Genomic DNA, 14,154 nt, shown 5'->3' on the forward strand with positions numbered 1-14,154 from the left:
CGCGCGCGCTTTCAGTAACCTGGTTCATGGCGTGATCTCCCTGGCGGTTGTCGCCGCCGGTTGGGTGGTTGCAAGTCACCCGGAGATTACGCCGCCCTCAAATTTCTACCAACTTCGCGACACGACCCCGACTGGCAGGCCGCGGTGCCGAGCAGAAGCGCGAGGACCGCGAAGATCCGGACGGGCCAGGCCAGGCTATGCCGGGGAACATAGTTCTCGAAGGCCAGGCCGCGCGCTTGGTCGATGGCATGGAACAGCGGGTTCCAGACGACCCAGTCGAGGAAGGCCGCGGGCAGGACATGGCCCAGAAACATCGCTCCCGACGTGACCATGCCGACCCGCATCCAGCCCATGGCGAGCAGGGAGGCGAGGCCGGGACGGCGCAGGCGCAAGCGCAGCAGCGCAAGGCCGAGGCCGAGCCCGGAGATCCACCCCGCGGCCAGCTGCGGCATCGGGGCGATCAGCGAGGCCTCGATGGGTTCGACAAGCGCGTGATGCGCAAAGATCAGCCCGGCGGCCGACACGAGCTGCAGGTAGGCCGCGCTGATCGCGCTATCGATGGCCAGCACCAGTGGCTGGACCGGATAGAGCCGTCCCGCGGGAGGCCCGGATGCCACCTCGGGCGATCAGCGCCCGGCTACCGCAAGAATCCCTCATAGCGGGCCGTACAGACGAAATGCGTCGTTGCCCGCCACCCGCTGCCGAAGCGCGAAGATGGCGCTCCAGCACCCCTCCTAGCGCCTCCTGGGGGCATTCTCGGCCGATGGGGTGGCCACGGTGGCCCGACGGCGCCGGGCACCGCGACACGCCCGTACGACGCGGGAGCAGGTTACCTGCCATGGCAAATCGTGGCCATCCTTCGGCCTGCCCGGCGGCCCCAGACCTCCCGAAGGGCAAGCGCCTCGAGAACGTCCTGCCGGATGGGCGCGCTCAACCCCTCTCGCCTCCTGCCATGGGGCCTTTCGAGAACGATCCTCTGGGGAGGTTTTCCACATAAATCGGAGTGCGGCACCTCTGACCCCCATTGCCGGGCCGAGGGCGGGCATGGGATTATCGAGGCCTGGCCGGCTGCGGCCTGAGAACGAGCCGGGTGGCGGCGATGGCAATCCCATCCACCCGACTCTCAGCTCTGTTCGCACCGTTTCATACTCAACCACCGCGGACAAGATTCCGCGAACGATGACCTGTGCGACATGAAAGGACAGTGCGCATGAACGACAATACCGAACCCGTGGGTGCCAGCCGCGCCGAACTCATGGCGAGTGCTGCGGCCCTGCCGGGCCAGCAACAGGCCGCGTCCCACCCGGCCCTTTGCGGGGCAATGGACGACGACGGGATGGGGCAGTTCAACCCTGACCACCTGTGGCTTCTGGAGGACGCGAACGCCGCCTTCGTCCGTGAGAGCCTGCGCATCGACCCGGCCCATCTGGACCTCGAGCCCTGCATCCGGTTCTGGTCGCATGTCTGCATCTCACATGGCGATCTGATCGCGGAGGCGTTCGCGCACGACATCCCCGCGCGGACCATCGTCGTGGCGCTGCACGAGGCGCAAGCCGGGTCGGAGGCGGCGCCCGGCATGGCAGAAATCGCGGCGCAGAGCCCGGAGCTCGCCGAGCGGCTTCGCGCGGCCGTCACCCACCCGGACATGACGCTGATTTGGAGCCCGGAAGAGCTTGAGGGCCGCGCTTGCGATTTCCGCCTGGGTGACCTCGCCTCGGACGTGGAGGGCTGGGACATGGAGGCGGTGCAGGACCTGTTCGGCCCGCTCATGGAGATGGTCGATCTGTGCGACATCGCGGGAACGAGCCTGTCCGACTATATCGACATCGACGACCTGCCGTCGGTCGAACTCCCGGCCGGATGCACGGGAGAGGCCATCTGGGCCCTCGATCGCCGCGGGCAGGTGATCGCCGGGACCGCCCTGGCGCGGAGCGAGGCCCGTGTGATGGCGCTCGAGGCCTGTCACTGGGCGTTTCCCACGCCGCACTAGGAGGCAGCGAGCCCACCGGTCGCCTGCGACCGGTGGGCTCGGGCCTTCAGGACGCGTGTCCTCCCGCCTCCCAAGAAGTCTCGCCCGGTATCACGCGCTGCTGCCACCGGACAGCTGTCGATGACGGGTCTGGGCCTGTCCTTCGAACCGGTCGCCCCGCTGCCTCAGGAACCGCGTAAGGATCCGACCTTCGAGGCGGGCCGAGAGGCGCTGCGCTGGTGCCGGGCTCGTCTTCCCGATCCAGAGGGCCGGGACACAAGGTGCTCAGAGCCCTAGCTCGGGGAAGTGCGGAGGCGCGGTCTCGCCGTCCGGCTCCGGAGAGCCGATGCCGTCCGTAGGCTTCATGACCTCGGAGATCTCCGGATTTTTAGGATCACGGGGACGCGGCAGGACCTCGGGCATGAGAGGTGCCTGCCAGCACACCGCGGCGAGGTCCAGCACGGCTTCGCTGCCGATAGCCTCATGCTGCAGGAGCTCGAAGGCGGCCATGAAGCCATCCGCGGCCCCACGGCTCTGCGGCGGGTGGGCGGCGCAAAGCTGCAGCAGGTCCGTGGCCCGCGCGATGGCGTCTGTCTCCCGGAGTGGAGGGCGCGCCGCCTGAGCCTGCGCGACGCTCTGCAGCAAGGCCTCCGCCGACCAGCCCTGTGCCGCGGCCTCCGCCTCCCATGCCACCTGCGCATCACGCAATGTGCCGTGCTGTTTTCTGGACCGGGTGGCATAGGCAGCGAACTGCGCCGCCCGCCGATCCTGCGCCGTGTCGCGCCCGATGGCCGCCATCCGCGAGACAATAGACCGGCGGCGCTTCGAGAACAGCACCAGCAGCGGCTCGGGCACGCCAATGATCTCGTAGCTCTGCGCGACGGGGCGGGTCCGCAACCCGAGCCGCTCGCGCAGCAGGAACACCTCCTCGCACCGCGCCAGCGCCGCGATCGCCCGTGCGTGGGTCAGAAGCAGGTAGTTGTCGAGTTGCCGGATTCTCCCATCCAGCCCGACCGCCGTCTTGGAGAGAACGGCGTGGCTGTGCAGCTGCGGATCGCCAGCCCGGCTGGTGGTGTGATCGAACCGGGCCCCGATTGCGCGCTGAACTGCGACGTAGCGGCCCCGGCTGCGGCTGGCGATGAGGCCCAGATCGAACGCCCACTGCAGGGCCCGGGATATCGCCTGCGCATGGATGGCCCGGATGGCCGCCAGCAGCCCCGGCCGGGCCATGCCCCCCAGCAGACCGAGCACGCTGACACTTTTGGGCAGGCTGAACTGCACGTCATAGCCGCCGGAGGGCGGCACCGCCGCGCCCGCTGCCGGGCGCCGCCGCTGGGCCGCCATCCGCCCGGTGGCCGGATCGCGCCCCGCCACGAGATCGCGCAGCACCTGAGGCGCGACCGGAGCGCCGGGGCGCAGCCCGTCGAGCATGTTCGGCACCCCCGGCCTCAGCAGCAGCGGGGCAGGCAGCTCGGGCCGCAGCACGATCCAGCGGCCTGCGTCATTGCAGGGATCGGCATCCTGCCGATAGCGGCCCTCGTCTCGTGGCGACTCCGATGCCGCATCCTCTGCCTCATGACCCTCGGGTGTCGCGGATGCGAGATAGTACTCGGCATCGAAGATCCTGGTGCAGCTGATCATCTCGCCCCCCTCCCGCAGGTCGGCAAGAGCCGCGCCACTTTCGGCCGCCTCGCCGGGCACAGGTTCGGATCGGGCAACAGCGATGCGGGCCGACAGCAATCGCGATGCGCCGAGAGGCGGTCACGCGGCGGACAGGTTGCGCCGGCATGCGGCCTCGCCCGGACTCGGGGAGGAGCGACGGCACGGGGCGAGCCGAGGGGTGCTGTGAGAGGCATGAACTTCTCCTTCGATGCAGGGCGTCGAAATCGATATTTCTCGCAGGCCCTGAAAACTCCAAACAGCCCCTCGCCGAAATCAGGCCCCGATATGCGTAGTGTGTCGTGGGAAAGGAAAAACGACGATCCGCATGGGGCTGTCTTGAATGCGCAGCCAGATGAATGGCGAATGCCAAGGGATTGCAGGGAAAGTAATGCGAGATGCATGCGGACGCATATGAAAAAAGTATCGGATAAAGAAAATCAATACAAACCATGGTCATGAACGACATCGATGGCCTCAGGGGCGTTCGCATGAAAAAAATGAGAGGCGAAATATAACATACCAGAATTCTTTTCGACGCGGCCTGATGCCTTGGAGCGAATTTGTCTTCTGATGTGGAAAAATGTGGATAACCTCGACGTCGCGCGATCCGGAGGTGAAGAGGTGCTGTATGAAAATGGGGACAGCAACGAAAACAGGATCAGCAAATGTCCGACCCCACCCCTCCCTCCCTGGCTGAGCGCCTCGAGCAGCGCGCAGCCAACCACCCCACGCCGCCCCGTGCCTCCTGCCTGCAGGAGATCATCGCGGCGCGCGGGACCCTCCGCCGCCTGCGCGACCAGGGCTACAGCTCGGCCCAGCTTGCCGCATGGCTCGGAGAGTGCGACCTCCCCGTCCGCGCCGGCACGGTGCGTGCCTATCTCGCCCGCATCGACCGGGTGGAGACGGCGCTCGAAGCCCGGGATCCGGACGCGGAGCCGAGCGACCGCGAGATCCTGAACGCGTGTCGGCGGGCGTTCGTACGCGATGCCGCCGCGAGCCGTGCTCCTGCCTCACCGAAGCTGGGCGCGCACCGTCCGTCTGTCGCAGCGCCAGCGGTTTCCAGGGACCCGGTCGGTGCTCTCAACCACAACCCCCATCGTGATCTGTAAGGAGCGCCGCAATATGACGCATTCGAAGCGCCGGACTGCCCTGGCGATGACCACCTCTCTCAAGGGCGGCACCGGCAAGTCATTCCTGGCCTCCGTCCTGCTCGACGTCCTGCGCCACCGGCAGGTGCCGGTGGCGGCCTTCGACGCCGACGGCGCGATCGGCGCGCTGTCGGCGATGCATGCCGAAAGGGATGACATGGGCCATGTGCTGGACCAGCAGGATGCCGGCACCGGCGTGGTCGCCTACAACATCCGCGACGAAAGCCGCACCAGGTTGATCGACTCGCTCGCCTGCCCCGAACCGCTGATCCTGCACGACTTGGCGGGCGGCTCGCTTGCCGACCTGCAGCGCCTGTTCGACGACCGGGATGGCTTGGGGAACTTCCTGCGCACGGCCGAGCGGCTGGGGATCACCTTGGCGTTCCTGCACATGATCACGCCGGATCGCGGCAGCGTGGAGTCGGTCGCGATCCACTTGGATCTGAGCGCGCCGTACCGCGACAGCGCGCTCGACATCCGGCACGTGGCGATCCTCAACCGCCGGGCCGCTCCCCGCGATAGCGATTTTCCGGTCTGGTTCGGGGATCGCGATCCCGCGGGCGTACCATTCGGCGGCCGGACCCGGGCGCGGTTTCTGGAGGCGGGCGGGATCGAGATGAACCTGCCAGCAGTCGAGGCACGCACCGCCGAACTGGTCAAACGCCTGCAGATCCCCTGGCGACAGGCGGTGCGCGACCCGCGCCTGCAGCTGACCGATCAGCAGCGGGTGCAAAATTTTCTCGAGCAGTTCGAGGCGCAGATGCCCGAGGGCCTGCGGAATCTGGCGGGGCTGCCCACATGACACACGAAGGAGACAAGACCATGGACGAAAAAGTCGAGATGAACCGCCTCGCGGCGTTCCTCGCGAACTATCACCTGAGCCCCGAGGCACTCGAAGATATCCGCAACAAGGTCAGCCAGGCCGGATGCGGTTTCGACGATCCGATGGCCATCCAGATCGCGGTCCCGGAAATCACCTACTACTACAACTACGCGCACCTGCGCATTCTGCAGACGTTGACCCTCGAGATCGTGCTCAAGGTCATCGATGCCGTGCGCTCGGAAATGGCGACGGGGGGGGCGGCCCTGCAGCGGCACAACGAGGGTTTGGCACGTCGGTTTGCGGCTGAAGCGGAGCGTCACCTCGAGGCGATCATGGGCCGGGTCCAGCGGCGCCTGCTGTGGACCAACGCTGCATGGATCGCGCTTGGTCTGATGGTGGCCTTCGGGGCCGGCGGCGGGGCCGGATTCTATCTGAAGCAGGCCTCCGTGGCGACCGGGGGCGCCTTGCCGGACCGGATCGCGGCGCGGCAGGATCTCGGGCACTGGAGCGAGCTCATCGCGGAGAATGGCGACATGGAGGTCCTGTTGAGCACGTACTGTCACGCCGACAGTTCGGCCAGCACGCTCAATATCGACAAGGAGGGTCGGGCATTCTGCTGGCTGCCGCTGAGGCCCCGCTGACAGGAAGAGGATGAGGTGGAGGCGCAAGAGAAAGGCCGCCCGGGGAAACGCCCGGGCGGCCATCCTGCCATCGGCTCATGAGGGACGGCACCCGTCGTCAGGACAGGGAAACGACCGGCTCACTGCCGAGCAGCCTTTCCAGCGCCTCTCCCTCGATGTCCTCCTCGATCATCAACGTCTCGGCAATGCGTCGCAGCCTGTCGAGATTCGACTCGAGCAAGCGGGCGGCCGCGGCCTCGGCCGCCTCCAGCCGCTCCCGCACCCGCGCTGCGAGTGCGCGGTCGAGGGAGAGATGCTGAGCTGACCCCGGGATCCAGAGCGGTCCTTGGCCGCCCAGGCCGAACACGGTTTCGATCCGCAGCGCGGTCTCCGTGGCCATGGCCAGATCGCTCCCCTCGCCGCCGCCCGCGCCAGCGGAGACGTCGCCGAGCAGCAGCCGCTCGGCGGCGCGTCCGGCGAGCAGCGTCTGCAACCGGGCTTCGAACTGGACCAGCGTCTGCGGCTCGACCAGTGTCTGCGGCTCGACCATGCCGCCGCCGAGCGTCAGCCGCATCGCCGTGGGGCGGGTGATCCCGAGCAGATGGTGCGCCAGCGCATGCCCCGCCTCGTGGATCGCGATGGGCTCACGATGCGCGGCACAGCCCCGCGGCCGCAGACCGTCAAGCGCCTGCTGCAGATCCATGCTATCGATCGGTCGCCGGGCCGCCCGCGCCGTGGTCCGGGCCTGCCGGATCAGCGCGGCGATATCGGCCGCCGAAAGCCCCGCCGCCTGTCGGGCAAGCGGCATCAGGTCGAGGTCGGGCAGCGCGCGACCCAGATGATGGCGCAGCATGCCCGCGATCTGGACCGGTCGCGGCAGCGGCAGTTCCAGAATGCGCCCGAGGCGGCCCGGGCGGCGCAGGGCAGGATCGACAAGCTCCGGGCGGTTCGTGGCGCCGATGACGATCACACCCTCGCGGCCGACGACGCCGTCGAGCAATTCCAACAGCGTCGCGACGACCTTGTTCTCATAGGTGGCCCCGCGATCGCTGCCGGCCGCGCTACGATTGCCGATCGCATCGACCTCGTCGATGAACAGGATGCAGCCGTTCGGCGCATTGCGGGCTTCATCGAAGGTCGCGCGGGCCGCGCGCTGCATGTCACCGAGGTGACCGGTCGACTGCCACTGCGCATAAGAGGCGGCGATCAGCGGCACACCGGCAGTCCGGGCCAACGCCGCTGCGAGCATGGTTTTGCCGGTGCCGGGCGGTCCCCAGATGAGCCAACCGGTCTCGATGTCCGACCATGGCAGATCGCCGACGCGCCAGGCCTCAAGGTCCGCCACGAGCTGGATGAGCGGATCATGCACGGCCCGTGGCAGATGCAGCTCTACCAAGCACGGTCCGGTGCCAGCCTGGTCCCGCTGCATGCGCTCGGCCTGACGCCGTAGCGCATCCGCAACCGCGAGCGTGGTCGACTGGCGCAGCGCGTAGACGAGCCCGTCGGGCGAGGCGGCCGTGAGTGCCGCGGGAGCTGGCAACCGCCTACGGATCTCCGTCTCATGCAGGTAGCCGGTCGCACTGCACCAGCGTCGCAGCATTGCCAGCAGCAGATCGGCGCCAAGCGGAGGCAACGCGACAACGGGCAGACCGAGCGCCTGCAGCTGCGGGCTCAGTTGATCGCGGCTCTCGACCAGAATGACGAGTGGTTCCTGCCGGCGCAGCTCGGGCAGGGCGTCCTGGGGCCGATTGGCGCGGCGATGCCGCAGCCCTTCTCCGCTGTCGTAGATCAGCGATCCGAGAGACGGGAACGCGGTCGGCAGGTCCGCGCGCATCATGGCGCCGAGCAGGACGATCTCCTCCTCCGGCGCCGTGCGGATCAGCCGGGCCAGTTCGTTGACGGCCGTCACCGTCTGCACGCTGGCGGGCCCGGGACCGGTCTCGACGATCGTCACGGCCGACGGCGCAAACAGCTGTGCGAAGTGGTTCTCATGCGCCAGCGCCACGCAGAGTGGCAGCAGGTCGATCAGATCCTCGAGAGCGGCGGGAGAAAGCGGCGGCACCTGCGTCCCATGCGTCTGCATGACCGCGTAGAGGTCGATACCCTGCGCAGCGGCAGCAGCGACCTCTGTCGGGGTGCGACCGATGGCGGCGGGGCAGGGCGGGCCGAACGGCACCTCTTCCTGCGGTGCGACTGGGACCGGGCCGGGATCCTCGATTTCCGATAGGTCGACCGGGCCGCCGAAGAGCGCTTCGACGGCATCGTCATATACGCCCCTTGTTTGCTGATACTGGCGGTGCGCGGCGTCGTCAGCATGGTGCCAGTCAGCCAATGCGGTGGCGTGTGCCTCGGCGGCTTTGCGCGCCATCAGCCAGTCGAAGAGCAACAGCCCCCGGGCGGCGGCGGATGTGCTGTCGATGTCGGAGGCGACCTCGGAAGCGCCAAGCGATGCGATGGAGGCGGTGCAGACGGGGGAGGCAGAGCCGGGGATCAGGGACACGAGGGACCTCGTCATGTGGGGGAGGACACAAGGGGATGGGTCCGATGCCGAGGCATCGGAGACGACAGGATGTCTGGAACGAGCAGGGCGAAGCTGAGCGGTCAGCAGGCGCGGTCGGCCAACTCTGCTGAGCGGCAGATCCCCGCGAGCGGTGTCGGCCGGGCAGCTGGAGAAACAGGCGTTGGGTGACCCGATGCCGTCGCTGCGCAAGGGCGTCGGCGCGCGACGGGCCCTACCTGGTGACCGGAACGCCCCGCTCGAGCGCGCCCCATATCCTGCAACGCGTCAGCCGACCTGCCGCCTCGGCGGCCGAGGTGCGCGCGACGGCGATCGAGGATGACACCGAACGAGCGGGGCGGGACTGGGGAGAAGAGGTCAGCATGTCGAACTCCGTTCAGCAGCAGCGCAGGCCATCAGCCGCTCGACGGCAATACCATCGGCTCCAGCTTGATAGCTTTCACTACACCTGTTATGTCAAAAGCATAATCACCCTGCGGCGACCAATCAAGTATCGAATAACATTCGTGATGGCACAGACATGATAAGCCTCGGGCAGATACGTGCCGCGCGCGCCTTCCTGCATATCGATCAGCCAACGCTCGCCCGCCTTGCGGAGGTGTCGGTCCCGACCATTCAGCGCTTGGAAAATCCTCAGTTCGGCCCGGAGCGCTCCTCCGTAAGGGTCATCACGGCCGTGAAGACCGCATTGGAAAAATCGGGCATCGAGTTTCTGCCGCCCTCCGATGAGGCTGGCGAGGGGGTCCGGCTGAGAGTCAGGCGCTGACGATGGCTCCAGGCGTTGCGGCCACGGTCTGAGACCTCTCAACTGAGGCAGGTGCCGCCAGAGGTCGTCCCGGAAAGGTGCGGCGCGACCTCGCCGGGCTGAAGGCGTCGACAGATCGCCGAACTTTTCAGAGACGAGCTTTTGGACGTGTCCCAAGCTTCGACCTCGGATCTTACATTCGAGTAATGCCGGGACATCTCGTGGACCAGACCATCCACGATGGATGTCGCCTCGACGGTGCCCAAGCCGAAGCCCGGGGCGTGATCGAGCATTCTCGTGAGCTGAACCCGCTGCCTTGACCGATGGATCTCGTTCTCCCAGCCAAAGCTCCACTCGGGGTTGAGGGAAAGGGAGAAGGAATGCACTGGCGCGAGCTCGATTTGGCGCCCGTCCCAGAAGAAGAACGGGTTGCAAGCCGAACTGTCGGTATCCCCAAGGAGGGTGCCGAATGCCATCCGTCGAAACAACTCGCGAAGGGCACCCCTCGTGCTCTGCAACAGGTTTGACCGGGTCAGTGCATCCGCCCGCTCCTGCCATCCTGCGTTTGAGGCCCTTTGCCCGGTGAGACCAATGAGGGTCCGCCCGGAGGTCACGGCTCGCCTGATCAGACCGCCGTGGTCGCGATCGAATCGCTCGACGAGCAGGACCGACCGATCACCGATCTGACGCAGGTCGGCTCCCGGCACGTCGAACCCGCAGCATCCTGCCAGTCGAAGCGCGGTGAACTCAGCACGCAGCCTGTCGCCGTGGTCATGCGCGCTGGCAAACTTGGCGATGCAGGGACGGCCCTCCACCTCGACCAAGACCTGGGGCTGCGCTCCCCCGATTGCCACCGCGTGGATCAGCGGAGCTGCCAGATCCGGTGGTAGGTCTTGCCCCGCCTCCACCCGCTCGACAGCTGCGGCCAGCACCGACAGTTCCACAGCTGGGCCGAGACGGGCTTCGAAGGTGGTCGCCGACGCCTGATAGGACAGCGCGCCGATGCCGTCCGTGCCCGCGAGAAGTCCGTACCCGATGTCACTGATTGCGCCTGGATCGACATCTCCATCGCGCCGGTCGAGTTGGCGAGCTTGCGTCACCCGTCGCCCCCACCGACCTGGAAGGGCATCGCGCAGCGTTCCGTTGAGCCCGGGCCCGGGAAGAGCCCGCATGCCTGGCGACAGGGGCAGGTCCGGGCCAAGCGCAATGGCATTCGGTCGGTTAAGATAATCAGACAGATATCCGAAATCATGGCGACTCTCGGTGCCGCCATGCAGTCGCCCTGCCGGCACGGGCCTGACCTCCCCTGGCAACCAGATCCAGACGAATGCAGAGGCGGCCTCCGCGAGATTGGTGAGGCGAGAGGTGGTCAAGGGCCGGCTTCCGTAGACTGAGGCGCCGATCGCGCTTGGCACGACCATATCGCACAACGGCATCCAAGAGACGATGACCGTGAACGAACAGCCGCCGATGCGGCGGCGGTCTGACATCGCGATCGGCATGACGCACCAGGTGCGGCCGCGGAAAGACGCGCGGTTGCGCAAGACGTCGTGTCGGCCAGCTGGCACTCGGACGGGTCGATTGATCCGTCTCATCGGCCAGGCCCCACGGCACTTGGCTGAGCACGATGACCGGCAGTGCTGATAGAACGGCATCCTGAACTCCATCAGCCCTCAGCTCGCGTCTGAGCGCGTGGATGGGTCGAGGCACACTCCTGTCCCCGGAGCGCGGTCGCCGGCTGAGAGGAATATTACGCCTTGTGCCTCGAGCGCCGCCTGTATCCGTTCGACCGTCGAAGCTTTGAGCACGGCACCGCGCTCGAGACGGGCCACGGTGTCGGGCGACACCTCCGCCAGCGCCGCCAGTTCCCGCACCCCGAGCGACAGCATGGCCCGGGCAGCCCGGCATTGCAGCATATCCAATTCATAACCTCGTTACGAAAGTATTGACAGATGATACGATTTGCCGGATCATGGTGGCAGGGTCGACAGTATAGGGCGGCCGCAGTCAATCGTAACAGGATAACGAAACCGGATTCTCCAGATTATGATGGTCATCTCCGCTCCCAGCCGGCCTGCGCTCTGCGCCTGCCAGGCGTTCGACAGACCCGGCCGAACGGTCGGGACGACGCGGACGCGACCATCGCCCTCGCGATGGAGAATCCCATGTCGTCCAATCCCGCCCAGCCCCCCGCACCGCAGCCCTCGGCAAAACGCCCCCGTTCGCGTCACCTGAGCCTGTCTCTTCGCCGCTTCGGGATCCGAGCCGCGAAGTTCCTGCTGGCGCATGCGCCGCGGCTGGTGATCACCCTGCTGTTGCGCTCCTTGGGCGCGGCATTCGATCAGCAAGCGCTGCGCTGGCTGGCTGCAGGCGCAGGACTCCTGACAGGGCTATGGTAACAGCAGTCCGGTTTCAGGCAGAGGCCGAGGCGGGAAGAGGCGCGAATGGCTTCGCCCTTCCTGCCCCCTTCGGGGCGACCCTTGCTGCCGAGCGATTGGAGGACTGGGCAGCATCGTCCCTCCCCGCTGGGAGGCAGGCGGGGAGGGAAGACCTGCACTGCGACTGGCAGAAGATCCGGTTGCCGGATGCCGGCATTGGCATATTATGCCAGTACAGGCATTGAAGGAGAAGCGCATGGCCACTCGAAATGTCGTTCTGACCCCGCAGCAGGACGAGTATGTCCAAGCTCTCGTAGCATCGGGTCGGTTCCAGAATGCCAGCGAGGCCCTACGCGCGGGCCTGCGCCTTCTCCAGGCCGAAGAGCATCGAAATACTGTGCTGCGAGCCCAGCTGAGCGCCAGCCTCGACGAAGCTCTTGCTGGCAAACGCGCGCCCGGTTCGGGAGAGCAGGCGGTCCGACGCGCGTTCGCGACCGCCCGGCAGCGGCACACCGAAGGATGAAGGTTTGGCGGCTCACTCCGCGCGCGGAAGAGAGCCTCGTCGACATCGCCTTGTGGACGCTGGAGACGTTCGGGCCGCGTCAGGCGGAGATCTATGAAACCGAACTTCTCGACAGGTGCGCAGCCTTGGCGGCAGGGCGGGCTGCGAGCCGAGATTGCTCGAGCCTACTCGATCCCGATGCCGATGCCGAAACCGATCTGCGCTATGCCCGGGCGGGCGAGCATTTCATGGTGTTCATCGACACGCCGGACGAACTCGTCATTCTCGACATCCTACATGGGCGCAGCGACCTGCCGGCGCGTATCGCGGCGATCCAAGCGCAGGTGTGAGTGGGGGTCACGGCAAGCCCAAACAGGAGAAGCTTGAGACGCGAGACCTTCGCTGTGCGATGTATGAGCGGCCGTTATGCGCAGAGAGCGGAGTACGTAAATTAGGACGGCAGCGTTGGGGTAACCGACGCGACCGGCCCTTAGCGGTCTATGATGCATTGCGCAGCGAAGGTCTGGATCGAGCCAGCCCAGACAAGCCATCTTGTTTGTGAAGGTCTTCCGGGTTGCAGTATAGGTTTGGTCGTCGCGACTGGACCTAAGCCGGCATCTCTCTCCCACGCAGAGAATAGCTGCTTCGACTGCTTGGCGACGGCCAATGAGGCCGTCGCCTCGCCCCACATCAAGGAATCGAACGGTGCTCAGTTGGGGCTTCCCCGGAACAGGTGCGTCTGCTCTGGGCGGAAGGTCAGGCTCACCTCCCGGCCACGCTCGAACACGGCATCCTCCGAGAGAGCGGCAATGAGAGGACTGCCATCCGTCAACTCGAGGTCGACCACTGTTTCGGAGCCGAGCCGCTCGGTCAGCTTCACTTTGCCGTGCAGCTTGCCTTCTGACGGGTCGAGCGAAGGGTGCAGGTATTGTGGCCTCAGGCCCAGTGTCAGCCGTTCGCCGGGACGAAGCCCGTCAAGCTTGCAAGGCAGTTCGATTGGGTCGAGCGCAGGGTTCTTCACCACCGCCGAGCCGGCACGCGCCTCGGCCACCTCAACCTCGATCAGGTTCATGGATGGCGCGCCGAGGAACTTGGCGACGAAGAGGTTGGCGGGGTTGTGATAGAGGTCCATCGGCGCGCCGACCTGCTGCACCTCGCCATCCTTCAGCACCACGATCTTGTCGGCCAGTGTCATCGCTTCGACCTGATCGTGTGTGACGTAGATCATCGTGGTCGCCAGTTCCTTGTGAAGCCGGCCGATCTCCATCCGCATGTCCATCCGCAGCGCCGCGTCGAGGTTTGACAGCGGCTCGTCGAACAGGAACACCTGCGGCTTGCGGGTGATCGCGCGGCCAATGGCGACGCGCTGCCGCTGGCCGCCCGAAAGCTGGCTCGGGCGACGGTCGAGCAGATGCTCCATCTGCAGGATGCGCGCGGCCTCGGCGATCGCCGCGTCCTTCTCGGCCTTTGGGGCCTTGGCGACGGTCAGGCCGAAGCCGATGTTCTCGCGCACCGTCATGTGCGGGAAGATCGCGTAACTCTGGAACACCATGGCGATGCCGCGTTCCTTGGGCTGCACCTCGTTGACCACGCGGCCGCCGATTTCGAGCGTGCCGTCCGAGATCGTCTCGAGCCCCGCGATCATCCGCAGCAGGGTGGACTTGCCGCAGCCCGAGGGGCCTACGAAGACGCAGAACTCACCATCCTCGATCTCGAGATCGATGCCCTTGATCACCTCGGTCGCGCCGTAGCGCTTGCGGATGTCCTTCAGCCTGACCGTTGCCATTGT

Annotated in this window: 14 protein-coding genes; 8 read left to right on the top strand and 6 right to left on the bottom strand. The window is 66.6% G+C overall.

From position 1 onward, the window contains the following. Window positions 1–86: 86 nt before the first annotated feature. Window positions 87–617 (bottom strand): hypothetical protein, encoded by a 531-nt coding sequence (locus ACJASC_RS11555; protein WP_415146167.1) that lies wholly within the window; start codon window positions 615–617, stop codon window positions 87–89. Window positions 618–1,210: 593 nt separating this feature from the next. On the opposite strand from ACJASC_RS11555, the gene ACJASC_RS11560 reads away from it, so the two are divergent. Further along, window positions 1,211–1,990 carry a hypothetical protein gene (locus ACJASC_RS11560; RefSeq protein WP_415146169.1) on the top strand — a complete coding sequence of 260 codons (780 nt, stop codon included), beginning with the start codon at window positions 1,211–1,213 and terminating at the stop codon, window positions 1,988–1,990. A gap of 264 nt (window positions 1,991–2,254) precedes the next feature. Here the strand turns inward: ACJASC_RS11560 and mobF are convergent, their stop codons facing one another. After that, window positions 2,255–3,610, bottom strand: coding sequence for a MobF family relaxase (mobF, locus tag ACJASC_RS11565; RefSeq protein WP_415146171.1), 1,356 nt, complete (start codon window positions 3,608–3,610; stop codon window positions 2,255–2,257). Between the two features lie 686 nt (window positions 3,611–4,296). Here mobF and ACJASC_RS11570 point away from each other — a divergent pair. The 3 genes from ACJASC_RS11570 to ACJASC_RS11580 are packed head-to-tail and all read left to right on the top strand — an operon-like array spanning window position 4,297 to window position 6,243. Next, window positions 4,297–4,740, top strand: a complete 444-nt coding sequence (locus tag ACJASC_RS11570; RefSeq protein WP_415146173.1) for a hypothetical protein — start codon at window positions 4,297–4,299, stop codon at window positions 4,738–4,740. Continuing rightward, entirely contained in the window at window positions 4,706–5,581 is an 876-nt protein-coding gene (locus ACJASC_RS11575) for a nucleotide-binding protein (RefSeq protein ID WP_415146175.1), read from the top strand. Before ACJASC_RS11570 ends, ACJASC_RS11575 begins: the two co-directional genes overlap by 35 nt. Before the next feature lie 20 nt (window positions 5,582–5,601). Continuing rightward, window positions 5,602–6,243, top strand: coding sequence for a hypothetical protein (locus ACJASC_RS11580; RefSeq protein ID WP_415146176.1), 642 nt, complete (start codon window positions 5,602–5,604; stop codon window positions 6,241–6,243). Window positions 6,244–6,340: 97 nt separating this feature from the next. On the opposite strand, the gene ACJASC_RS11585 is transcribed toward ACJASC_RS11580, so the two are convergent. Beyond that, window positions 6,341–8,722: an AAA family ATPase gene (locus tag ACJASC_RS11585; RefSeq protein ID WP_415146177.1), complete on the bottom strand. Its 2,382-nt coding sequence runs from the start codon at window positions 8,720–8,722 to the stop codon at window positions 6,341–6,343. Between the two features lie 538 nt (window positions 8,723–9,260). Between ACJASC_RS11585 and ACJASC_RS11590 the strand changes: the two genes are divergently transcribed. Next, complete coding sequence (locus ACJASC_RS11590; RefSeq protein WP_415146178.1) at window positions 9,261–9,506, top strand: transcriptional regulator; 246 nt, start codon at window positions 9,261–9,263, stop codon at window positions 9,504–9,506. 38 nt (window positions 9,507–9,544) lie between these two features. On the opposite strand, the gene ACJASC_RS11595 is transcribed toward ACJASC_RS11590, so the two are convergent. Then, a complete protein-coding gene (locus tag ACJASC_RS11595; RefSeq protein ID WP_415146179.1) occupies window positions 9,545–10,987 on the bottom strand; it encodes a type II toxin-antitoxin system HipA family toxin in 1,443 nt (480 codons plus the stop codon). A 171-nt stretch (window positions 10,988–11,158) separates the two neighbouring features. Next, entirely contained in the window at window positions 11,159–11,407 is a 249-nt protein-coding gene (locus tag ACJASC_RS11600; RefSeq protein WP_415146180.1) for a helix-turn-helix domain-containing protein, read from the bottom strand. A 243-nt stretch (window positions 11,408–11,650) separates the two neighbouring features. On the opposite strand from ACJASC_RS11600, the gene ACJASC_RS11605 reads away from it, so the two are divergent. The 3 genes from ACJASC_RS11605 to ACJASC_RS11615 all read left to right on the top strand — a co-directional run bounded on the left by ACJASC_RS11605 (window position 11,651) and on the right by ACJASC_RS11615 (window position 12,715). After that, window positions 11,651–11,884 carry a hypothetical protein gene (locus tag ACJASC_RS11605; protein ID WP_415146181.1) on the top strand — a complete coding sequence of 78 codons (234 nt, stop codon included), beginning with the start codon at window positions 11,651–11,653 and terminating at the stop codon, window positions 11,882–11,884. Between the two features lie 235 nt (window positions 11,885–12,119). Beyond that, window positions 12,120–12,386: a type II toxin-antitoxin system ParD family antitoxin gene (locus ACJASC_RS11610; RefSeq protein ID WP_415146182.1), complete on the top strand. Its 267-nt coding sequence runs from the start codon at window positions 12,120–12,122 to the stop codon at window positions 12,384–12,386. Beyond that, window positions 12,383–12,715 carry a type II toxin-antitoxin system RelE/ParE family toxin gene (locus tag ACJASC_RS11615; RefSeq protein ID WP_415146183.1) on the top strand — a complete coding sequence of 111 codons (333 nt, stop codon included), beginning with the start codon at window positions 12,383–12,385 and terminating at the stop codon, window positions 12,713–12,715. Before ACJASC_RS11610 ends, ACJASC_RS11615 begins: the two co-directional genes overlap by 4 nt. A gap of 359 nt (window positions 12,716–13,074) precedes the next feature. On the opposite strand, the gene ACJASC_RS11620 is transcribed toward ACJASC_RS11615, so the two are convergent. Then, complete coding sequence (locus ACJASC_RS11620; RefSeq protein WP_415146184.1) at window positions 13,075–14,151, bottom strand: ABC transporter ATP-binding protein; 1,077 nt, start codon at window positions 14,149–14,151, stop codon at window positions 13,075–13,077. Window positions 14,152–14,154: the final 3 nt, after the last annotated feature.

This window comes from Limimaricola cinnabarinus, from assembly GCF_047631075.1.
Classification (GTDB): Bacteria; Pseudomonadota; Alphaproteobacteria; order Rhodobacterales; family Rhodobacteraceae; genus Limimaricola; species Limimaricola cinnabarinus.